The organism is Streptomyces gottesmaniae (assembly GCF_031845845.1).
Taxonomy (GTDB): Bacteria; Actinomycetota; Actinomycetes; order Streptomycetales; family Streptomycetaceae; genus Streptomyces; species Streptomyces akebiae.
The window spans coordinates 375,956-397,333 of sequence record NZ_JAVRFJ010000001.1 but is presented as its reverse complement, the minus strand read 5'-3'; the positions used below and the strand labels follow the sequence as shown (position 1 = coordinate 397,333).

The window sequence follows — 21,378 nt, the reverse complement described above, 5'->3', positions numbered from 1 at the left end:
GCATGCGGTCCCGTAGACCCGAGGAGTTCACGATGCACTTCGGCATTTTCAGCGTGGGTGACATCTCGCCCGACCCGCTCACCGGTCAGACCCAGAGCGAGGCCGAGCGGATCGACAACATCATCAAGGTCGCCCGGCGCGCCGACGAGGTGGGGCTCGACGTCTTCGCACTGGGCGAGCACCACAACCCGCCCTTCGTGCCCTCCTCTCCCCCGGCCCTGCTCGCGCACATCGCGGCCCTGACCGAACGGATCATCCTGAGCACGGCCGTCACCCTGATCACCACCAACGACCCGGTCAAGATCGCCGAGGACTACGCGATGGTGCAGCACGTCGCCAAGGGACGCCTGGACCTGATGCTCGGTCGCGGGAACACCGTCCCGGTCTACCCCTGGTTCGGCAAGGACATCCGCCAGGGCGTACCGCTCGCCCTGGAGAACTACAACCTGCTCCACCGGCTGTGGCGCGAGGACGTCGTCGACTGGGAAGGACAGTTCCGCACCCCGCTGCAGGGCTTCACCTCCACCCCGCGCCCGCTGGACGACGTCCCGCCGTTCGTGTGGCACGGTTCCATCCGCAGCCCGGAGACCGCCGAACAGGCGGCGTACTACGGCAACGGGTTCTTCGCCAACCACATCCTGGCACCGAACTTCCACTTCAAGCCGATCGTCGACCTCTACCGGCGCCGGTACGAGCACTACGGCCACGGCACCGCGGAACAGGCCATCGTCGGCCTCGGCGGCATGGCCTTCATCGCCGAGCGGTCCCAGGACGCGGTGGACACCTACCGCCCCTACTTCGAGCACCACCCCCTCTTCCGCGGCATGAAGCTGGAGGACTACATGGCCGCCACGCCCCTCACCGTCGGCAGCCCGCAGCAAGTGATCGACAAGGTCCTCACCTTCCAAGAGGGCTTCGGGGATTACCAGCGGCAACTGTTCGCGGTCGACGCGGGCGGACTGCCGGTGGAGATGGCGCTGGAGCAGGTCGAGTTGCTGGGCACCGAGGTGGTGCCGGTGCTGCGCGAGGAGATGGCGGCCCGTCGCAAGCCCGGCGTCCCGGACGCTCCGACGCATGCGTCCCTGGTGAAGGCGAAGTACGGCGACGCCGAGCCGCGCAGGCCGCGTCCGAACCCGAACCGCGGCGACAACCTGTCCGGTACCTCGCCGTACCTGGACAGCGACCCGGCCGTCGCTGCCGACTTCCCGGCCGCCTTCTGACGGCCGGCGCCCACCGCCCCACCCGTACGGCACCGACAAGGAGCCCCGTATGAACGCCCCCTCCCCCGCTTCGGCTTCGGCTTCGGCTTCGGCTTCGGCGTCGGTGACGATCGCCGTCGTCACCGCCGGTGTCAGCGACCCCTCCTCCACCCGGCTGCTCGCCGACCGCACAGCCCAGAGGACGGTCGACGCCCTCCGGGAGTCCGGCACGTCGGCGACGGTGCGCTCGATCGATCTCGCTCCCCTCGCCACCGACATCGCCCAGGGCATCGTGACCGGCATGCTCACCCCGCAGGTGCAGTCCGTCATGGAACTGCTCGCCTCGACCGACGCGGTCATCGCCGCCACCCCGGTCTACAAGGCGGGCATCAGCGGCCTGTTCAAGTCGTTCGCCGATCTGATCGACAACGACCTGCTGATCGCCAGGCCGGTCGTCGTCGCCGCCACGGGTGGCAGCGGACGGCACGCCATGGTCGTCGACGAACAACTCCGGCCCCTGTTCGCCTTCCTCCGGGCGATCCCCGTGCCGACCTCCCTGTACGCCGCCCCGGAGGACTGGGGGTCGACCGACCTCGGCAAGCGGATCTCCCGGGCCGCGCAGGAGCTCTCCGTACTGGTGCGCAGCGGAGCGGGACGGCAGATGGCCGACGGCAACTGGGGTGGCTACTCGCACCGGTTCGGTGGCAACGCCACACGGGCGGAGCGGTCTGCGGAGGACGTCGATTTCGGCACCGACCTCATGCGTCTCGCCACCGGCGGAAGCGCGCTCCCGCAGGGTGGTGAGCGGCCCGATGGACACTGACGGCGGGCGCGCGACCGTCGTGGTCATAGGTGGTGGGCAGTCCGGTCTCTCGGCCGGCTACCACCTCAAGCGGCGCGGCTTCACCGGCGCTCCGACTGACCCGGACGGCGCTCGGACCTTCGTGGTGCTCGACGCCGAACCGGCGGCCGGCGGGGCGTGGCGGCACCGCTGGGAGTCGCTGCGGATGAACACCGTGAACGGCATCTTCGACCTGCCCGACTTCCCGCAGCCGCCGGTGGACCCCGACGAACCCAGCCGTACGGCCGTGCCGCGCTACTTCGCCGCGTTCGAGCAGACGACCGACCTGCCGATCCTGCGACCGGTGACCGTCGGCGCCGTACGGCCGCTGGACGGCCGCCCCGACGGTGACCTGGCCGTGGAGTCGAGCGCGGGGACCTGGATCACCCGGGCGGTCATCAACGCCACCGGCACCTGGACCAACCCCGTGCGTCCCCGCTACCCGGGGCAGGAGAGCTTCACCGGGCTCCAGTTGCACACCCACGACTACGTCTCGGCCGACCGGTTCGCGGGCCTCAGGGTCGCCGTCGTCGGCGGTGGCATCTCCGCCCTCCAACAGCTGGAGGAGATCTCCCGGGTGGCCACCACGTACTGGTACACGCGGCGCGAACCCGTCTTCCGGGAGGGCGGGTTCGACCCCGAGGTCGAAGGCCGCCGGATCATCGCCCGGGTCGCGGACGACGTGGCGGCGGGCAGGCCCACCGGAAGCGTCGTCTCGTACACCGGCCTGGGCTGGACCCCGTACGCCGTGGCGGCGAAGGAGCGCGGGGCCCTCGTGCGTCGCCCCATGTTCACCGCGCTGGAACCCGGCGGTGTGCGCGAGGCGGACGGTTCCTTCACGACCGTCGACGCGATCCTGTGGGCCACGGGCTTCAAGGCCGCGCTGGCGCACCTGGACCCACTGCGGCTGCGCAACGAGTTCGGTGGGATCACCATGCGGGGCACCCAGGTGGCCGGCGAACCGCGCGTTCATCTGGTCGGCTTCGGCCCGTCCCAGTCCACCGTGGGCTCCAACCGCGCGGGGCGTCAGGCTGTCAACAGCCTGCTCCGGCAGTGGGAGGGCCCGCGAGGAGGATCGGGCCGACTCGTGGCGGTGGCGGACTGAGGGGTGTGTTCGGCGCATCTCCCGTCCGGGGGCGGCGGCGCTCTCGCGCCCGGTGGTCAGGACGACTGGATGGCCCGTGCCCACATCCGTTCCTCGAAGGCGCGGACGGCCTCGTCCAGGTCTCCGGGGCCGGAAGCAGCGGCGACGGCCTCGGCGAGTTCGGCGCCGTCCAGCATCGCGAGGTTCGCGCCCGCCCCCAGTGGGGGCAGCGGGCCGCTCTCCGGCACGAGTGGCTGGCCGACCTGCTCGGCGGCCGCCCGGCCCTGGGGCCGAACGCCCTCGCCGTCACCGAGGCCACGCTGGCCCCCCTGGTCGGCCGTGCCGACATCGACACCGTCATGCGCGCCGTGGAGACGGTCAGCGCCTACTTCACCGGCGCCATCAGGCGCGAGGTCGCGCATCTGCGGGCCGAGCGCGCCACGGGCCTGTCCAAGCTCGCATGGCAGCGCGCCTCCGGCCCGCACGTGACGAAGATGCTGGCCACGGGCCGCTTCCCGGCGCTGGCCGAAGCTGTGTACGACGGCACGGACGTGGACGCCGAGGCTTCCTTCGCGACCGGCCTGGAGTGGATCCTCGACGCCGTGGCCGCCAAGCTCACCCGACCGCAGGCGTGACGCCCGGCGCTCGGGCACGCTGCCCCGACCGCCGAAGTGGCCACGGTGGAGCGGCCGTTGACACCCGCGACGACGCGACGCGGACCACCGCCGGGTTCGGCCGTGGTCCGCGTCGCGTCGAAAGGCGCCTTTGCCGCTAGAAGTTGCCGCGCTTCTCCTGCTCGCGCTCGATCGCCTCGAAGAGGGCCTGGAAGTTGCCCTTGCCGAAGCCGAGGGAGCCGTGGCGTTCGATGAACTCGAAGAACACGGTGGGCCGGTCGCCGATCGGCTTGGTGAAGATCTGCAGCAGGTAACCGTCCTCGTCGCGGTCGACGAGGATGCCGCGCGAGGCCAGTTCCTCGATGGGTACGCGGACGTGGCCGATGCGGGCGCGCAGTCCCGGGTCGGTGTAGTAGCTCTCCGGCGTGGCGAGGAACTCGACGCCCTTGGCCCGCAGCACGTCGACGGTCCTGATGATGTCGTTGGTGGCGAGGGCGAGGTGCTGGGCGCCGGGGCCGCGGTAGAAGTCGAGGTACTCGTCGATCTGCGAACGCTTCTTCGCGATCGCCGGCTCGTTGAGCGGGAACTTCACCCGGTGGTTCCCGCTGGCGACGACCTTGCTCATCAACGCCGAGTACTCGGTGGCGATGTCGTCGCCGATGAACTCGGCCATGTTGGTGAAGCCCATGACACGGTTGTAGAAGTCGACCCACTCGTCCATGTGCCCGAGCTCGACGTTGCCCACGACGTGGTCGAGTGCCTGGAAGATGCGCTTGGGCTCGTTCTCGGGCTTCACATAGCCCGAGGTCCGGGCCACGTACCCGGGCAGGTAGGGGCCGGAGTAGCGGGAGCGGTCCACCAGGGTGTGGCGGGTCTCGCCGTACGTCGCGATGGCCGCCGTGCGGACGGTGCCGTGCTCGTCGGCGATGTCGCGCGGTTCCTCCAGCACGGTCGCACCCTGCGCGCGGGCGTGCTCGACGCACTTGTCGACGTCGGGCACCTCCAGGGCGATGTCGATCACGCCGTCACCGTGGCGGCGGTGGTGGTCCAGCAGGGGGCTGTCCGGATCGACGCCGCCCTTGAGCACGAATCGGATCGCTCCCGAGCGGAGCACGAACGCGTGGTGGTCGCGGTTGCCGGTCTCTGGTCCGGAGTAGGCGACCAGTTCCATCCCGAAGACCACCTGGAAGAACGACGACGCCTGGGTCGCGTTGCCCACCGACCAGACCACCGCGTCCCACCCGGTCACCGGGAAGGGGTCGCCCTGTGCGTCGTACTCCACGAGCCCGACCAACTGCTTGAGCTGCTGCAGGTCGAGCTCCGCCAGACGTTCCTGGCTCGTGAGGGTCTCTTCCACACTCATGCGTCGTCCCTTTCGGCGTGCCTGTCTGCAACGTGTGGCGGTCAGGAGACACCGACCCCCCGCACCTGCACAACAGTCACCTTCCGGGCTGTTCAAGCTGCTCAGTTTGCCCTGCTCTTCTCGGCCTCTTATATACAATCTGACCAGTCACCGTGGAACGCGGCGGCGTCCGCGGCGGAGCGTACGGTGACGCCCGGCCCCGTCAGGCCCTACCGAGGGACGCCAGCCGCGCGGCCGCCTCCTTAACCCGGGCGGCGACCGACTCGATGTCGAAGTCGTGCATGGCCACGACACCGACCGAGGCACCCACCGCGCCGGGCACGTCGAAGCCCACCGCGATCCCGGTGGCGCCCTGCTGCAGTTGCCCCGAGGTGACGCTGTAGCCCAACTCCCTGGCGCGCGCGATCTCCTCGGGCTCGTCCGGCCACGGCGGCTGCAACGCGAGAATCGCGATGCCGTTCGCCCCGCGCTCCAGCGGATGCCGGACGCCGATGCGGTAGCCCACCTGGACAGGGCCGTGCTGGACGGTCGGCTGGGCACCCGCCAGGGGGACGCACTCCCGCGCGCCGTGCGCCACCGTCAGGAAGGCGGAGGTGCCGGTGCCGTCGGCGAGTTCCTGCAGTACCGGCTGAGCGGCCAGGACCAGCTGATGCTGGAACCGCCCCGCCAGCGTCGCGGCCCCGGCGCCGAGCCGCACCCGCTTGCCCTGCCGGGAGACCAGCGCGTGCTCCTCCAGAGTCCGCACGATCCGGTACGCGATGGCCCGGTCGATCTCCAACTGCGCCGCCAGGTCCGCCACCGTCAGGCCGTCGGCCGTCAGCGAGATCAGGTCCAGAGCCCGAAGCCCACGATCCAGGCCTTGCAGGGTGGCCATCGACACCTCCTGATCCCGCGGCCGCGCACGGCCCTCGCGGAAACCGACAGATCTTCCTCGGGCGCCACGTTAGGGCACGTCACACCTGCGAGTGACGCCGACCGACCTTGACTGAGCCGCCCCCGGGACCTAGCTTCGCCTTGTCGCTGCCATCGCACACAATTGTGCGCTGAGCGCACAAACATCTCACACGCGGCACCGCGACTCCGAGTCACGAGGAGAGAGACTTGCCGTACTACCACCGGGCGGGCGAGGTTCCGCCGAAACGGCACACCCAGCACCGGGACCCGGACGGGAACCTCTACTACGAGGAGCTGATGGGCGAGGAGGGGTTCTCCTCGGACTCCTCGCTGCTCTACCACCGGCACATCCCGTCGGCGGTGCGGGGGTTCCGGGTGTGGGACCTCGGCGACCAGTCCCTGGTCCCCAACCACCCGCTGGTGCCCCGCCACCTCTCCACGCACAAGCTGTTCGCGGACGGCGAGTCCGGCATCGACGCGGTGACCGGCCGCAGGCTGCTGCTGGGCAACGAGGACGTACGGCTGGCCTATGTCGTGGCCGACACGGTCAGTCCCTACTACCGCAACGCGATCGGCGACGAGTGCCTCTACGTCGAGGACGGCCGGGCCCACGTGGAGACGGTCTTCGGCGACCTGGAGGTCGGCGACGGGGACTATGTGATCGTCCCGCGGGCGACCACGTACCGGATCGTCCCGGACGGGTCCGTACGGATCTACGCGATCGAGGCCAACTCGCACCTGGGGCCCGCGCGGCGCTATCTGTCCAGGCACGGCCAGCTGCTGGAGCACGCGCCGTACTGCGAGCGCGACTTCCGCCTCCCCGACGGGCCGAGCCCCGTCGAGGGCGAGGACGTCGAGGTGTACATCAAGCACCGGGGAGCGGGCGGCGTCGTGGGGACCGTCCACACGCTGGCGAACCACCCCTTCGACGTCGTCGGCTGGGACGGCTGTCTCTACCCGTACGTGTTCAACATCCGTGACTTCGAGCCCCTCACCGGCCGGGTCCACCAGCCGCCGCCGGTCCACCAGGTCTTCGAGGGCCACAACTTCGTGATCTGCAACTTCGTGCCGCGCAAGGTGGACTACCACCCGCTGGCCGTCCCGGTGCCGTACTACCACTCCAACGTCGACTCCGACGAGGTGATGTTCTACTGCGGCGGGGACTACGAGGCCCGCAAGGGCTCCGGAATCGGACAGGGTTCGATCTCCCTGCACCCCGGCGGTCACCCCCACGGTCCCCAGCCGGGCGCCATGGAGCGGTCGATCGGGGCGGAGTTCTTCGACGAACTCGCGGTCATGGTCGACACCTTCCGCCCTCTCCAGCTCGGTGAGGCCGCCCGTGCGACGGACGACGGCACGTACGTCTACTCGTGGGAGCAGAACCGATGAGCGCCCCACGCCCACCGGAGATCCCCCCGGTGCTCGCCGGTCTGTTCGACGACGCGGCCGTCTTCCCGCCCGGCAGCCTGCCCCTCGACGAGGCCGTCCCGACCCACGTGGCACACACCCGTGGCGCCCACGCCGGGCTGGTCGGAGCGTTCGTCCTCGCCGCCCAGGACGTCGACCGGCTGGGCGAACTGACCAAAAACCTGGCCGAAGGGTCCTTCGACCTCTCGGTGACCGTGCCGCTGCCTGGTGTCTCCGACGCTGTCGCCGCCGCACACCGGATCCCGGCCGTGCGGCTGGTCGGGCTGGAGGTCTCCGTCCCGGACACGGTCGCCGCCGACGCGGTCGTTCCCGCCCTGGCCGAGGCGGTCGTCGACGCCACCGACGCCACGGTCTACGTCGAGGTGCCGCGCGACGCCCGGCGCGAGCCGCTGCTCGCCGCACTCGCCGGGACCCCCTACCTGGCCAAGTTCCGCACCGGAGGCGTACGCGCCGACCTCTACCCCGACGAAGGCGAACTCGCGACGGCCGTCCTGGCCGCGACGCGGTCCGCAGTGGCGTTCAAGGCGACCGCGGGCCTGCACCACGCGCTGCGCAACACCGATCCGGGGACCGGGTACGAACAACACGGGTTCCTCAACCTGCTCGTGGCCACCGATGCCGCCCTCCACGGTGCCGACGAGGCGACGTTGGTCGAGCTGCTGGCCGACCGCGACGGCGAACGCATCGCCGAGCGGGTGCGCGCCCTGTCGCCCCGAGTCCGTGAGCTGTTCCGCTCCTTCGGCACCTGCTCCGTCGCCGAACCCGCCATCGAGGCGGCCCGGTTGGGGTTGCTGCCGGCCGCGACGATCACCGACCTGACCGAGGTGTCCGCATGACCAGCACCATCCGGCCGACCGTCCCCGCCGACTCCCTGTTCGGCCCCGCCAATCTGCCCTACGGCGTCTACTCGGTGCCCGGTCGGGAACCGCGCGTGGCGACCCGCTACGGCGACCACGTCATCGATCTGGCCCTGCTGCTGGACGACGACGTCTTCGCCCGGCCGAGCCTGAACGCCTTCATGGCACAGGGCCACGCGCGCTGGGTCGAGGTCCGGGCAGCGATCACCGAGCGGCTCGCGGACCGCGTCCCCACGGAGGCGGTCCACGACCTGGGCACGGTGACCCTGCACCTGCCGTTCGAGGTCGCCGACTACGTCGACTTCTACGCCTCCGAACACCACGCCTCGAACCTGGGAAGGCTCTTCCGGCCCGACAACCCGGACCCGCTGCTGCCGAACTGGAAGCACCTTCCGGTCGGCTACCACGGACGGGCGGCCTCCGTGGTCGTCTCCGGAACGGACATCGCGCGGCCCTCGGGGCAACGCAAGGGCCCGCAGGACCCGACGCCGGTCTTCGGACCCTCGACCCGCCTCGACATCGAGGCCGAACTCGGCTTCGTCGTCGGGACCGGCAACGCCATGGGCGACCGCATCGGCGCCGAGGACGCGGAGCGGCACATCTTCGGGGTGGTGCTCTTCAACGACTGGTCCGCACGCGACATCCAGGCCTGGGAGTATGTCCCGCTCGGCCCCAACCTGGGCAAGTCGTTCGCCTCGACGATCTCGCCGTGGGTGGTGCCGCTGCTCGCCCTGGACGCCGCCCGGGTCCCGGTCCCGCCGCAGGAGCCGGCCGTGCTGCCGTATCTGCGGATGGCACGGCCGTGGGGGCTCGACGTCGACCTCACGGTCGCCTGGAACGGCCAGGTGGTCTCCCGGCCGCCGTACTCCGCGATGTACTGGTCCCCCGCCCAGATGCTGGCGCACCAGACCGTCAACGGCGCGCCCACGCGCACCGGTGACCTGTTCGCCTCCGGCACCGTCTCCGGCCCGGAGAAGGAGCAGCGGGGCGCGTTCATCGAACTGACCTGGGGCGGCAAGGAGCCCGTCACCGTCAACGGCCGACCGCGCACGTTCCTGGAGGACGGGGACGAGGTCGTCCTCACCGCCACGGCCCCGGGCGCCGGCGGAACCCGGATCGGCTTCGGCGAGGCCCGCGGCCGCATCGTCAGCGGCAAGCAGGAGGCGTGAGGAGCACGTCCGCCGACCGCCTCACGCCCCTCCGCGGGCGTGGGCACACCGGTCGCACAGGGCGCGCTGCCGTGGGGATACGGCCGGGAGAGTGCGGTACGAGCAGGGATTTCCTCGCACGTTTGTCATGCGAGGGCGCCCTGCGTGTTTCGTGGCGGTGCCGTCCGCGGTACGCGACCATACGGACGCCGACATCACCTTCCTCGGCATGGTGCGCGGAAACACCGAGACAGAAAGTAGGACGACGTGTCCGGCAGCGAAAGCGAGAACCCGGCAATCCCCTCCCCCACCCCCACGGCGACTCGACCCAGGACGAACCGGGACTGGTGGCCGAATCAGCTGGACCTCCAAGTTCTCCACCAGCATTCGTCCCGCTCGAATCCCATGGACGAGGACTTCGACTACGCGGATGAGTTCGCGACCCTCGACGTCGACGCGCTGAAGAGGGACGTCTTCGACGTGATGACCACGTCGCAGGAATGGTGGCCCGCCGACTACGGCCACTACGGACCCCTGTTCATCCGGATGAGCTGGCACGCCGCGGGCACCTACCGGATCGCCGACGGCCGCGGCGGTGGCGGCAGCGGCGCTCAGCGCTTCGCGCCCCTCAACAGTTGGCCGGACAACGCGAGTCTCGACAAAGCGCGCCGTTTGTTGTGGCCGGTGAAGCAGAAGTACGGACAGAAGATCTCCTGGGCCGACCTTCTGGTTTTCGCCGGTAACTGTGCCATGGAATCAATGGGGTTCAAGACGTTCGGGTTCGGATTCGGACGAGAGGACATCTGGGAACCCGAGGAGATCTTTTGGGGGCCCGAGGACATCTGGCTCGGGGACGAGCGTTACAGCGGCGACAGGGAACTCGCCGCTCCCTTCGGTGCCGTGCAGATGGGACTGATCTACGTCAATCCGGAGGGCCCGAACGGAAATCCGGATCCGCTGGCCGCCGCACGGGACATCCGCGAGACGTTCGGGCGCATGGCGATGAACGACGAGGAGACGGTCGCGCTCATCGTCGGCGGCCATACGTTCGGCAAGTGCCATGGCGCGGTCGGCCCCGAGCACATCGGCCCCGAACCCGAGGCCGCGCCCGTGGAGCAGCAGGGGCTCGGCTGGCGGAACAGGTACGGCAGCGGCAAGGGCCCCGACACGCTCACCAGCGGGCTCGAAGGTGCCTGGACCACCGCGCCGACCCGGTGGGACAACGGGTACCTGGACAACCTGTTCGGGTACGAGTGGGAGCTGACGACGAGCCCCGCCGGGGCCAAGCAGTGGACACCCACGGATCCCTCGGCCAGGGGGACGGTGCCCGATGCCCATGATCCGTCGAGGAGCCACGCTCCCATGATGCTGACGACGGATCTCGCGCTGAAGCTGGATCCGGTCTACGGCCCGATCTCGAAGAGCTTCCACGAGAACCCGGACAGGCTCGCGGAGGCCTTCGCCAAGGCGTGGTACAAGCTGTTGCACCGTGACATGGGGCCCATCACGCGCTACCTCGGCCCGTGGGTGCCCGAGCCGCAGCTGTGGCAGGACCCCGTACCCGAGGTCGATCACGAGCTCGTCGGGGACGCGGACATCGCCGCGCTGAAGAGCAGGATCATCGACTCGGGACTGTCGGTCTCCCAGCTGGTCACCACCGCCTGGGCGTCCGCGGCGAGCTTCCGCGGCACCGACAAGCGGGGCGGCGCCAACGGGGCCCGGATCCGGCTCGCGCCGCAACGGGACTGGGAGGTCAACCAACTGCCCGAGGTGGTCGAGGTGTTGGAGGCACTGGAGCGGATCCGGGAGGACTTCGCCGCCGCACAGGCCGACGGTACCAGGATCTCGCTCGCCGACCTGATCGTCCTCGGCGGCTGCGCGGCGGTCGAGCAGGCGGCGAGGAACGCCGGTCACGACATCACCGTCCCGTTCGCACCGGGGCGCACGGACGCCTCGCAGGAACAGACCGACGTGGAGTCGTTCGCCGTGCTCGAACCCCGGGCCGACGGGTTCCGGAACTACCTCCGGGCGGGAGAGAAGCTGTCTCCGGAGACACTGCTGCTGGACCGCGCCAACCTGTTGACGCTGACGGCTCCCGAGATGACGGTGCTGATCGGTGGCATGCGGACCCTGAACACCGGCTTCGGGCGATCCCCGCACGGTGTCTTCACCCACCGGCCGGAGACATTGACCAACGACTTCTTCGTCAACCTGCTGGACATGGGCACGGAGTGGAAGGCGTCGACCTCGGACGAGAACGTGTTCGAGGGCCGGGACAGCGCCACGGGTGAACTCAAGTGGACCGCCACCGCGGTCGACCTGGTCTTCGGTTCGCACTCCCAGCTCCGAGCGGTGTCGGAGGTCTACGCGGCCCAGGACGCGGGACCCAAGTTCGTGCGTGACTTCGTGGCCGCGTGGGACAAGGTGATGAACCTCGACCGGTTCGACCTGGCCTGAACCGTCGGTCCCGTCGGGGGCGGTGAGGCCCCCGGAACCGAGCAGCGCCGCAACCGGCGGGCACACGCGCTCCCTCCGGAGCACACGTGCCCGCCGGCACCGGAGCGTCACTCAGCTCAACGGGCCCGTCCGTCAGTTCTGCGGAGCTTCGTCAGTTCTCCTGGAGCACGGAGAGGACGTTCCCGGCGGGGTCGGTGAACCACGCGATCGCCGCGGGCCCGCCGTCGCCGACCCGGACGATGCCCTTCTCGTCGTGGTCGAATTCGGGATAGCGCACGAGGTCGACGCCGCGCCGCGCCAGTTCGTCGACGGCGGACTCGATGTCGTCCACGGGGAAGTTGAGCAGCGTGAACGTCGCGGGGGTGTGCGTCTCCTTCGGGTAGACGAAGACACGCGCGCCGCTGCCGAGTGTCAGGGTCAGCATCCGCATGTCCCCCTGCCCGCTCTCCTCCACCCGCAGCCCGAGAGTCTCCCCGTAGAACCGGCGGGCCTCGCCGAGGTCGTCGACCGCGAAGCCGCTGAACGCCTGTGTCTGTCCGAACATGCCGTGTGTCTCCTTCACGCGTGAGCGTCCCGAGTACGTCAGGGCACACCACACGCGCCACGGCCGCCGGCACGCCACGCGGTCGACGTCCGGATGGTCGCGCGCCCTTCACCCGCACGAAGTGACGGCCGATGACCGGCAGAGCTGCTGGTCGGCCCAAGACCTGGTCCGCCGACGACCGATCGCGCAGGGTCACCGCCTGTCCTTACGCAACACGAGTGAATCAGCCGGCTTCCTCGCTCGGTGCCGGTGCGGGTTTCGTACGGTCTGTGTCGGGATCCGGCGGCCGTGGGAGGGGGGATGACGATGTTCGTGGGGCCGTCCGTCGGCTGCTTGGTGTTGACCCTCTCCCTGTTGCTCCGGGCCCGGGGCACACGCGGGCGGGTGCGGACCCGTCTGCTCCTGGTGGCGGGTTCCGCGACGGCAGGGGGTGTCTATCGGGCCTCCCTCGTCGCGCTGTCGGGCCAACCGTCACCGGTTCCGGACGCACCGGGGTCGGCGGGTCTGGCGGTGGTCGCCGGGGTGACGATCACGGTGGGACTGGGGATGGCGGGTCTGGTGGTCGCGGCCGACGCCGGTACGGGCTGGCAGGCGTGGCTGCGGCGCGTACTCGACGGGACCGTCATGGCCGGGGCCGTGTTCATGGCGGGATGGGTGCTGCTGGGCAGGAGCGGTGACGGCTGGCGGCCGGAGACGGGGATGCTCGGCGTCCTGTGGGCCTCGGAAGTCGTGTTCCTCGGTTTTCTGCTCGCCCTGCGACGTCTTGTACGGGCCGATCAGCAGGCCACCTTGTGGGCAGCGATCGGCGGAGTGTTCCTCATGTTGATCGGCGACACCCTGCGCCTGGTGCGGGTCGGTGCGCCGGGCGAGGAGGCGATGTCCTCCCCGGTGGCCGATGTCTGCGCCACCGCGGGACTGCTGATCGTCGCTGTCGGCCCTTGGGTGGCCGGCGGGGACAGCGTCCTGGGCGCCGGCCGGCCGATGCTGCGGTCAGGGATGGAAGGTGCCGCGGCGTTCATTCCCCTGACCGTCTGCACGGTGTCGGCGCTGGGCTACGCGCTGGCACCTCTGGCCGTCGACCCGGTACCGCTGCTGGTCGGCGGGATGGCTCTCCTCGTTCTTTGGGCCCGCCGGGTCTGCCTGCCGAGCAGGACCACGGGCAAGGACGACTGAGCGGTGCGGTGGTGCCGACGCATGTCCGGGACGACGTACCGTCCGGGACACGCGTCGCACCTCGCGGTTCAGCGTGACGTGGCGGCCATCTCCGGCACCGGTGCGTCGAGGGCGTCGAGGCCGCGCACGATGTCCTCCACCCGCTGCTTGGCGTCGCCGAAGAGCATCTGGGTGTTCTCACGGAAGAACAGCGGGTTCTGCACGCCCGCGTAGCCGACGGCCATGGACCGCTTGAAGACCACCACATGGGCGGCCTCCCACACGTGCAGCACGGGCATGCCGGCGATGGGACTGGCCGGGTTGTCGATGGCGGCCGGGTTGACGGTGTCGTTGGCGCCGATGACGAGGACGACCGAGGTGGCGGGGAAGTCGTCGTTGATCTCGTCCATTTCCAGGACGATGTCGTACGGCACGTTGGCCTCGGCGAGCAGCACGTTCATGTGTCCGGGCAGCCGGCCGGCGACGGGGTGGATGCCGAAGCGCACCTCGACGCCCCGCTCACGCAGCTTCCGGGCGAGCTCGGCCACCGGGTACTGCGCCTGGGCGACCGCCATGCCGTAGCCGGGCGTGATGATCACCGAGGAGGCGTCGCGCAGCAGCTCCGCCGTCTCCTCGGCGTTGATCTCCCGGTGTTCGCCCTGCTCGCCGTCGTCGGCCGCCGCGGGCGTGCCGAAGCCGCCCGCGATCACCGAGAGGAAGGAGCGGTTCATCGCCTTGCACATGATGTACGAGAGGTAGGCACCGGAGGAGCCGACGAGCGCGCCGGTGACGATGAGGAGGTTGTTGGCGAGGAGGAAACCGGAGGCCGCCGCGGCCCAGCCGGAGTAGCTGTTGAGCATGGAGACCACGACGGGCATGTCACCGCCGCCGATGGAGGCGACCAGGTGCGCGCCCAGGGCGAGCGCGATCACGGTGACGGCGATGAGCAGGCCCATGCCGGGGCGGGCCACGAAGGCGACGGTGAGTACGACGAAGGCGACCAGGGCGCTCACGTTGAGGACGTGCTTGCCGGGCAGCATGAGGGGCCGGGAGTCGATGCGGGCCGAGAGCTTCAGGTACGCGACGACGGAGCCGGTGAAGGTGACGGCGCCGATGAACACGCCGATGAACACCTCGGCGTGGTGGATGCCCAGCAGCGACCCGGTCAGCTCCGGGTCGACGTCGAGGTAACCGTTCCAGCCGACGAACGCGGCGGCGAGGCCGACGAGGCTGTGCATGATGGCGATCAGTTCGGGCATGCCGGTCATCTCGACGACCCGGGCGCGCCACAGTCCGATGCCCGCGCCGAGGGCGGTGGCGACGGCGATCAGGACGAGGCCGGTGGCCGTGATGCTCCGGGAGGCGAGCCCGATGGTGGCGGCCAGGGCGATGGCCATGCCCGTGATGCCCCAGACGACTCCCGAGCGGGACGTCCGGTGCCGGGAGAGCCCGGCGAGGCTGAGGATGAACAGCAACGCGGCGACGACGTAGGCGGCTTCTGCGGCCGTGACGGTGGTCATCCCTGATCAGCCCTTCGAGAACATGCCGAGCATGCGGCGGGTGACGGCGAATCCGCCGAAGATGTTGATGCTCGCCAGCAGGATCGCGGCGAACGACAGCACGGTGACGGCGGTGTTCCCGTGCCCGATCTGCAGCAGCGCGCCCACCACGACGATCCCGGAGATGGCGTTGGTGACCGACATCAGCGGGGTGTGCAGCGCGTGGTGCACCTGGCCGATGACGTAGAAACCGATGACGATGGCCAGTACGAACACCGTGAAGTGGCCGATGAGTTCGCTCGGTGAGAAGGCGGTCACCAGGAACAGGGCGAGCGCTCCCGCGCCGACGAGGGCGTAGGCGGACCAGGCGGGGCGCGCGGGCTTCGACGCCGCCTCGGAGGAGGACGACGCCGGGGGTTCGGGAGATCCGTCGGGGGTCTGCGCGGCGGACACCTGCACCGGGGGTGGGGGCCAGGTCTTCTCCCCCTCGCGGACCACGGTCATCGAGCGCTGCACGACGTCGTCGAAGTCGAGGACGAGACGGCCGTCCTTGCCGGGGGTGAGCAGCTTCATCAGATTGACGAGGTTGGTGCCGTACAACTGGGAGGCCTGGGCGGGGAGTCGACCGGGGAGGTCGGTGTAACCGATGATCGTCACGTCGTTGTCGGTGACGACGGCCTTGCCCGCGACCGTGCCCTCGACGTTTCCGCCCTGGGCGGCGGCCATGTCGACGATGACGCTGCCGGGCCGCATGCGCGCGACGTCCTGTGCGGTGATCAGCCTGGGCGCCGGACGGCCCGGGACGAGCGCGGTGGTGATGATGATGTCGACGTCGGCCGCCTGCTCGGTGTACAGCCGCTCGGCGAGCCGGTTGTAGTCGTCCGAGGTGGCCTTGGCGTAGCCGTCGGTGCTGACTTCCTGCGCGGCGGAGACCGTGAGGAACTCGCCGCCCAGGGAGCGGACCTGCTCGGCGACCTCGGGCCGGGGGTCGGTGGCGCGGACCACGGCGCCGAGGCTGCGGGCCGCGCCGATCGCCGCGAGTCCCGCCACCCCGGCGCCGGCCACCAGCACCTTGGCGGGCGGCACCTTGCCGGCGGCGGTCACCTGGCCGGTGAAGAAGCGTCCGAAGGCGTGCGCGGCCTCGACGACGGCACGGTATCCGGCGATGTTCGCCATCGAGCTGAGGACGTCGAGCGACTGGGCCCGGGAGATGCGGGGAACGGCGTCCATGGCGAGGACGGTGACGGGCCGCCGGGCCAGTTCCTCGACCAGTTCCGGGTTGAGTGCCGGGCTGATCAGCGCGATCAGCGTCGCCCCGTCCCGCAGCCGGCCGATCTCCTCGGTGGAGGGGCCGTTCACCTTGAGCACGATCTCCGCCGCCCACGGGTCGCCGAGCCGGGCGCCGGCCTCCTCGTAGGCCGCGTCGGAGAAGCGGGACGACTCCCCCGCCCCCGGTTCGACGACCACGTGGTACCCGAGCGCGACGAGTCTGCCCACGGTGACCGGCGTCGCCGCCACCCTGGTCTCGCCCGCGGTGGACTCGGCCGGGACGCCGATGCTCTGGGGTTCGGGTTCCACTTGGACCATCCTCTGCCTCTCTTCCCTGGGGTTCCTGTTCCCGCTTGATGACCCATGCCCCAGGAGTACGGGGTGGATACGGGGCCGGTGCACTCAATCGCGCGTCCGGCGGCCGAGGGTGACGCCGCTGAGGGTGACGACGAGCAGGGCGCGCACGGCGGGGGGCACGACGGTGAGGCACCGGCATGTGGTCCTGCGATCAGGCTGGCCTTATTTGTCCCAGATCTTGCGGTAGGCCTCACGGTAGCCCTCCGAGTCCCAGGAGAGCGCGCCGCCGCTGTTGTTCGCGGTGGTGATGTGGACGGGGGCGACATAGCCACTGGCCGGCTCGCCCGCGAAGGCGCGGTTGAACTCGTCGATGATCTGCCATCCCTGTTCGGACAGCGGCTCGGGAACGGTGGCGGACTGGTACTGCTTGCCGTTGATCCGCTCGAAGGCCGACGGATCGCCGTCACCGGCACCGATGTTGTAGGGGGCGCCGCCGCCCTTGTGACCGGCGGCACGCAGCGCCGGTGCCGCGTGGTCGAAGTACAGGTCGTTGATGGCGGCGGAGTAGGTCCATCTGTCGCCGAAGCGGGAGTGGAGGGAGGCGACCTTGTCGACGGTGCGGCTGTTGGCCTCCGGGATGGGGATGTCCTCGTAGCTGAGCAGTTCGACGTCGGAGCAGGTGGCGAGTCTCTTCCTGATCAGGTCGGACTTCCGCTTGGCGAACGGTATGGAGGCGTCGGTGAACAGCACCACGCCGGCGTGGCCGGACGACCGGGCGATGATCCAGTCGGCGCTGATCTCCGCGACCTCCTCGACCCTGGTGGTGACGTTGCTGAAGAGCTTCGGATCCGTGCTGGGGCCGGGGGTGGCCGCGGCGTGCCAGCCGATGAGCGGGATGCCCGCGGCGTTCGCCTGATCGGCCCGCTCGGTCACGGACTTGGGGTCGAATCCGCCGATGACGATGCCGGAGGGTTTGGAGGCGAGGGCCTCGGCGAAGGCACTCCGGATCCCGGCGGGCGTGCCCTGGCCGTCGAAGGTGCGCACGTCCCAGCCGATGACCTCGGCCGCTTCCTGGACGCCCTTGGCGACACCGGAGACGCCGGGGTTGGTCATGGTCTGGGCGACGTAGGCGATGGTCTTGCCGGGGACCGCGTCGGGGCCTCTGGTGGGGCCGCCCCAGGGGGCGTTGATGTCCTCGGCCGCTTTGACGGCCTGTCGCGCCTCGGCGAGGACGGCAGGGCAACCCGGCTCCCGCGAACCGGCGGTGGACACCTGGGTGGTCGAGTCGCTGTCACAGCCGGCGACAGCGGAGGCCACGACCAGGATCGCGACGGCTGCCGCGGTCGCTCTGCGGGTGGGATGCACGGGGTCTCCTCAACTGGACACGAGGGGGTACGGGTTGTGTGGGGGGAGGAGAACGATCCGGCAGACGGCCGGAAGCGCGACGACGCCTGCACGTCGGCCTCGGAATGGGGCCCGGCGGGTTGTCGCGGTGGGAATGTAGCAGGGTCCCGGCCAGGCCCTCCACGGCGGTCGCATCGCTCAGTAGGCACGTGCGAACAATTCGTAATCAATTCTTGATTACACACAGGCTCAAAGCGATCACACAGGCGGTAGTCTCCCACCGACCAGATCCGGACACATGACGTGATCCCGTCGTTCCAGCTGCCTGTCCGTTCGCTCGAGCCCGGCGACACCGTGCGAGCGTCGGGCTCCTGCCCGGTCGTTGACGCTTCTTCGGCAACGACACCACGGACGCCACTCACCCGAACATCGAAGGAGGCCAGCGTGCCCACGGACGCAGTGGAGCCGCCGCCCGGACGCCGGGACCGGACTCCTCCGTTCCGCAGGAAGTCGGGAGCATTTCTCGCCCGGTGGCCGTTCCGGCGGAAACTCAACGTCCTCGTCATCGCACCCATCGCCGTGGTCGGCGCGCTGCTCGCCGTCGGCGTCACCGACCAGATGGAGCAGGCCCGCGACGCCGACCGGGTCGCGGAACTCGTGCGCGACAGCGAGCAGGTCGCGACCCTCATCAACGACGTACAGGCCGAACACCGGCTGGCGCTGCTGCTGTCCGTGCAGTACGAGGCGGCCCGCCCCGGAGACGCCCGGCCGTCCACCAGCGCCTACCGCGAGGCACAGCGGGCCACCGACGCACAAGTCGCCGCCGTACGGTCCGCGTTCGGGTCGAGCCTGCCCGCCGAGGAGAAGCAGGCTCTCGAATACATCACCGGTCTGGACATCCTGCGCGAGAAGCTCGGCCGGGACTACGTGCCCGCGGCCAACATCGACCCCGCCTACGCCGCCGCCGTCGGCTATCTGATCGACGGCATCGGGCTCGACCGCTTCTCCACGACCTCGACGTCCCCGGTCACCAACCTGCTGGACACGATCCTGCGCGCCGACGCCGCCCACGCGGCGTTCGAGAGCGCGGTGTTCTCCGCCCAGACACCGGACGCGAACGCCCTCACCGAGTACACCCGCGCGGCCGGCGCCCACGAGCTGTACACCTACCAGGCGGACCGCTTCAGCCGGATCGCCACACCGGGGCAGGTGCTGAGCATGGCCGGCATCGAGCGCAGCGCCGAGACGAACGGCATCACCTCCCAGTTCGCGGAACTCCAGATCGAACCGGGCGCACTGCAGTCGCAGACGACGCGGGAACTGCGCAAGAAGATCACCACCGGCGAGCGGCAGGCCGGGACCCGTCTCGGCATCACCCGGACACTGATCGAGCAGACTGCCGCACGAGCCGACTCCGCGTCCGCGAGCGCCCTGTACAAGGCGTGGGTCCTGCTCGGTGTGGCGTTGCTCGGATTCGCCGCGTGGCTGGGATTCTGCGTGCTGGTGCGACGCTCGGTGATCCGTCCCCTCACGGCCCTGACGGGATCGGCCCAGCAGGTGGTCGAGGCCGCCGACGAGGAGCTCGCCCGGGTCGGGGACGACGAGCGCGCCGACAGCGCCCCGTTCAGCCCTCGGGCGATACCGGTCCCGGTGCGCGACGAGATCGGCGAGCTGGCCGAGGCCTTCAACCGCGTACAGGTCACCGCCGCCGCACTGCTGGAGCGGCAGGTGCTCAGCCGCCGCAACATCGCCGAGATGTTCGGCAACGTCGGTCGCAGGGTCAGCAATCTGACCACACGCCAACTGCTGCTGATCGACGCCGTCGAACGCGAGGAGACCGACCCCGACCTCCTCGACCGGCTCTACCGCATCGACCACATCGCCGTACGACTCCAGCGCAACGCCGACAGCCTGATGCTGCTCGCCGGAATCCGGGAGACGGACGTCGAGGCCCGGCCGACCACCCTGGCCGACGCCATCCGCTCCGGACTCGGCCGCATCGAGGGATACCAGCGGGTGTCCCTGCGCTCGGAGACGGATGTCACAGTGGGGCCCGACATCATCGGCGACTTGACCCTGCTGCTCGCCGAACTGATGGAGAACGCGGTCTCCTTCTCCCCGTCCGACACCACCGTCGAGGTGGTCGTCCGGCCCGGCACCGACGTCACCAAGGACGGCGGGGCACTGATCGAGGTCATCGACCACGGCCTCGGTATGAGCGCGGAACGCATCGCGGAGGAGAACGCCCGCCTCGTCCGCCGGGAACGCCTCGACCTGGTACCGACCAAGGTGCTCGGCCTCTTCGTGGTCGGCAGCCTCGCCCGCAACCTGGGACTCCAGGTCACCTTGAGCCGTACCTCGGGCGGCGGCGTCACCAGCACCGTCTGGATCCCGTCCACGCTCCTGCTGACGATGAGCCCGCTGGACACCGCACCGGCTGCCTCCGACCCTGCGGCAACCGTGGCACGGTCCACGACGACGCCCGGACCGAAGCCGGAGCGGAAGACCGTCGTCCCCGTGCCGGCCACCGGCACCACCCCCGAACGGCGGCCGATCGTCCGGTCCCCGCAACGTGACCTGCCCCGGCGCATCCCGCCCCACGGCGGCACGACCAGGGCCGACACCCCCGACACCGCCGACGGACCTCCCCCGGCCGAGACGACCCGGCCACTGCGGCGCCGAGTGCGCGGCGCGACCCTCTCCGTGGCCACCCTCGCCGCGGACCGGGGCATCGCGGCGGACCGGCGACCCGCCGACGCCGACGCCGTCCGCGCGGAGCTGGACGAGTTCGAGGCTGCCGTACGCAGAGCCGAACAGGACAGCGCCGCGCCCCCGCAGGCGCCCGACACCACCGCGACACGGGAAACCCTCAGAAGTCCAGAAGGAGACCGGCAGTGACCCCGTCGACAGATGACAGCACCTCAGAACAGGCGAAGCCCACCGACCTGCGCACCGCGGCGGACGACTTCACCTGGCTGCTCGACCGCTTCGCCACGGAGACCGCCGGCGTCGTCGACGCCATAGCCGTGTCCTCCGACGGGCTGTTGATCGCTGTCTCCCAACTCCGCGACAGGGCCGACTCCGAGCGGCTCGCCGCGATCGTGTCCGGTATCACCAGCCTCGCCGCCGGGGTCTCCGGCAACTACGCGCTGGGCGGCCTCAACAAGGTCATCATCGACCTGGAAGGCGGCCACGTACTGGTCTCCGCCATCGGCAACGGAGCGGTGCTGGGCGTCGTCGCCTCCAAGGAGGCGAAACTGGGCAACATCGCCTACGAGATGACCCTCTTCGCCAACCGCGCCGGAGCCGCGCTCACTCCCCAACTGGTGATGGAGCTGAAGAACAACGTCGGCTCCGCGGCAGCCGGCTGAACCACCCCACGAGGCAG

At 70.2% G+C, this 21,378-nt stretch carries 17 protein-coding genes; 11 read left to right on the top strand and 6 right to left on the bottom strand.

What is annotated here, in order from left to right:
• Positions 1 to 32 precede the first annotated feature (32 nt).
• From RM704_RS01655 to RM704_RS01640, 4 genes are read left to right on the top strand one after another with little or no spacing between them, the layout of a single operon-like run.
• The gene (locus RM704_RS01655; RefSeq protein ID WP_033527709.1) at positions 33 to 1,220 is read left to right on the top strand and encodes a CE1758 family FMN-dependent luciferase-like monooxygenase; all 1,188 of its coding nucleotides are present in this window, start codon (positions 33 to 35) and stop codon (positions 1,218 to 1,220) included.
• A gap of 49 nt (positions 1,221 to 1,269) precedes the next feature.
• Positions 1,270 to 2,022 (top strand): CE1759 family FMN reductase, encoded by a 753-nt coding sequence (locus RM704_RS01650; protein WP_052146061.1) that lies wholly within the window; start codon positions 1,270 to 1,272, stop codon positions 2,020 to 2,022.
• Positions 2,012 to 3,145, top strand: coding sequence for an NAD(P)-binding domain-containing protein (locus RM704_RS01645; RefSeq protein WP_052146072.1), 1,134 nt, complete (start codon positions 2,012 to 2,014; stop codon positions 3,143 to 3,145). The genes RM704_RS01650 and RM704_RS01645 overlap by 11 nt, the downstream gene beginning before the upstream one ends.
• 5 nt (positions 3,146 to 3,150) lie before the next feature.
• Positions 3,151 to 3,759 (top strand): TetR/AcrR family transcriptional regulator C-terminal domain-containing protein, encoded by a 609-nt coding sequence (locus RM704_RS01640; protein WP_311588853.1) that lies wholly within the window; start codon positions 3,151 to 3,153, stop codon positions 3,757 to 3,759.
• Positions 3,760 to 3,895: 136 nt separating this feature from the next.
• On the opposite strand, the gene hppD is transcribed toward RM704_RS01640, so the two are convergent.
• Positions 3,896 to 5,101 carry a 4-hydroxyphenylpyruvate dioxygenase gene (gene hppD / locus RM704_RS01635; protein ID WP_033527710.1) on the bottom strand — a complete coding sequence of 402 codons (1,206 nt, stop codon included), beginning with the start codon at positions 5,099 to 5,101 and terminating at the stop codon, positions 3,896 to 3,898.
• A 202-nt stretch (positions 5,102 to 5,303) separates the two neighbouring features.
• The gene (locus RM704_RS01630; RefSeq protein WP_033527711.1) at positions 5,304 to 5,975 is read right to left on the bottom strand and encodes an IclR family transcriptional regulator; all 672 of its coding nucleotides are present in this window, start codon (positions 5,973 to 5,975) and stop codon (positions 5,304 to 5,306) included.
• Between the two features lie 227 nt (positions 5,976 to 6,202).
• Here RM704_RS01630 and RM704_RS01625 point away from each other — a divergent pair, with 227 nt between their 5' ends.
• The 4 genes from RM704_RS01625 to katG all read left to right on the top strand — a co-directional run bounded on the left by RM704_RS01625 (position 6,203) and on the right by katG (position 11,885).
• Complete coding sequence (locus RM704_RS01625) at positions 6,203 to 7,384, top strand: homogentisate 1,2-dioxygenase (RefSeq protein WP_033527712.1); 1,182 nt, start codon at positions 6,203 to 6,205, stop codon at positions 7,382 to 7,384.
• Positions 7,381 to 8,259: a hypothetical protein gene (locus tag RM704_RS01620; protein ID WP_033527713.1), complete on the top strand. Its 879-nt coding sequence runs from the start codon at positions 7,381 to 7,383 to the stop codon at positions 8,257 to 8,259. The genes RM704_RS01625 and RM704_RS01620 overlap by 4 nt, the downstream gene beginning before the upstream one ends.
• Positions 8,256 to 9,449: a fumarylacetoacetase gene (gene fahA / locus RM704_RS01615; RefSeq protein WP_033527714.1), complete on the top strand. Its 1,194-nt coding sequence runs from the start codon at positions 8,256 to 8,258 to the stop codon at positions 9,447 to 9,449. Before RM704_RS01620 ends, fahA begins: the two co-directional genes overlap by 4 nt.
• Before the next feature lie 246 nt (positions 9,450 to 9,695).
• Positions 9,696 to 11,885: a catalase/peroxidase HPI gene (gene katG, locus RM704_RS01610; protein WP_033527715.1), complete on the top strand. Its 2,190-nt coding sequence runs from the start codon at positions 9,696 to 9,698 to the stop codon at positions 11,883 to 11,885.
• A gap of 151 nt (positions 11,886 to 12,036) precedes the next feature.
• On the opposite strand, the gene RM704_RS01605 is transcribed toward katG, so the two are convergent.
• On the bottom strand, positions 12,037 to 12,429 hold the full coding sequence (locus RM704_RS01605) for a VOC family protein (protein WP_033527716.1): 393 nt from the start codon (positions 12,427 to 12,429) through the stop codon (positions 12,037 to 12,039).
• 300 nt (positions 12,430 to 12,729) lie between these two features.
• Here RM704_RS01605 and RM704_RS01600 point away from each other — a divergent pair, with 300 nt between their 5' ends.
• Positions 12,730 to 13,602: a hypothetical protein gene (locus RM704_RS01600; protein ID WP_033527717.1), complete on the top strand. Its 873-nt coding sequence runs from the start codon at positions 12,730 to 12,732 to the stop codon at positions 13,600 to 13,602.
• A gap of 68 nt (positions 13,603 to 13,670) precedes the next feature.
• Here RM704_RS01600 and pntB read toward each other — a convergent pair whose 3' ends face one another.
• From pntB to RM704_RS01585, 3 genes are all read right to left on the bottom strand, one after another.
• Positions 13,671 to 15,101: a Re/Si-specific NAD(P)(+) transhydrogenase subunit beta gene (gene pntB / locus RM704_RS01595; RefSeq protein ID WP_033527718.1), complete on the bottom strand. Its 1,431-nt coding sequence runs from the start codon at positions 15,099 to 15,101 to the stop codon at positions 13,671 to 13,673.
• 6 nt (positions 15,102 to 15,107) lie between these two features.
• Positions 15,108 to 16,667, bottom strand: coding sequence for a Re/Si-specific NAD(P)(+) transhydrogenase subunit alpha (locus RM704_RS01590; RefSeq protein ID WP_033527719.1), 1,560 nt, complete (start codon positions 16,665 to 16,667; stop codon positions 15,108 to 15,110).
• Between the two features lie 201 nt (positions 16,668 to 16,868).
• Positions 16,869 to 18,011, bottom strand: a complete 1,143-nt coding sequence (locus tag RM704_RS01585) for a substrate-binding domain-containing protein (RefSeq protein WP_033527720.1) — start codon at positions 18,009 to 18,011, stop codon at positions 16,869 to 16,871.
• Between the two features lie 423 nt (positions 18,012 to 18,434).
• On the opposite strand from RM704_RS01585, the gene RM704_RS01580 reads away from it, so the two are divergent.
• Together RM704_RS01580 and RM704_RS01575 are read left to right on the top strand one after the other, a co-directional pair.
• A complete protein-coding gene (locus RM704_RS01580) occupies positions 18,435 to 20,888 on the top strand; it encodes an ATP-binding protein (protein WP_107072302.1) in 2,454 nt (817 codons plus the stop codon).
• The gene (locus RM704_RS01575) at positions 20,885 to 21,361 is read left to right on the top strand and encodes a roadblock/LC7 domain-containing protein (RefSeq protein ID WP_033527721.1); all 477 of its coding nucleotides are present in this window, start codon (positions 20,885 to 20,887) and stop codon (positions 21,359 to 21,361) included. Before RM704_RS01580 ends, RM704_RS01575 begins: the two co-directional genes overlap by 4 nt.
• Positions 21,362 to 21,378: the final 17 nt, after the last annotated feature.

Excerpts from the sequence above, each read along its gene's own strand:
- hppD (WP_033527710.1), bottom strand. The coding sequence starts at position 5,101 with ATGAGTGTGGAAGAGACCCTCACGAGCCAGGAACGTCTGGCGGAGCTC.
- RM704_RS01650 (WP_052146061.1), top strand. The coding sequence starts at position 1,270 with ATGAACGCCCCCTCCCCCGCTTCGGCTTCGGCTTCGGCTTCGGCTTCG.
- RM704_RS01655 (WP_033527709.1), top strand. The coding sequence starts at position 33 with ATGCACTTCGGCATTTTCAGCGTGGGTGACATCTCGCCCGACCCGCTC.
- fahA (WP_033527714.1), top strand. The coding sequence starts at position 8,256 with ATGACCAGCACCATCCGGCCGACCGTCCCCGCCGACTCCCTGTTCGGC.
- RM704_RS01590 (WP_033527719.1), bottom strand. The coding sequence starts at position 16,667 with ATGGTCCAAGTGGAACCCGAACCCCAGAGCATCGGCGTCCCGGCCGAG.
- RM704_RS01605 (WP_033527716.1), bottom strand. The coding sequence starts at position 12,429 with ATGTTCGGACAGACACAGGCGTTCAGCGGCTTCGCGGTCGACGACCTC.
- RM704_RS01630 (WP_033527711.1), bottom strand. The coding sequence starts at position 5,975 with ATGGCCACCCTGCAAGGCCTGGATCGTGGGCTTCGGGCTCTGGACCTG.
- RM704_RS01600 (WP_033527717.1), top strand. The coding sequence starts at position 12,730 with ATGACGATGTTCGTGGGGCCGTCCGTCGGCTGCTTGGTGTTGACCCTC.
- pntB (WP_033527718.1), bottom strand. The coding sequence starts at position 15,101 with ATGACCACCGTCACGGCCGCAGAAGCCGCCTACGTCGTCGCCGCGTTG.
- RM704_RS01620 (WP_033527713.1), top strand. The coding sequence starts at position 7,381 with ATGAGCGCCCCACGCCCACCGGAGATCCCCCCGGTGCTCGCCGGTCTG.
- RM704_RS01645 (WP_052146072.1), top strand. The coding sequence starts at position 2,012 with ATGGACACTGACGGCGGGCGCGCGACCGTCGTGGTCATAGGTGGTGGG.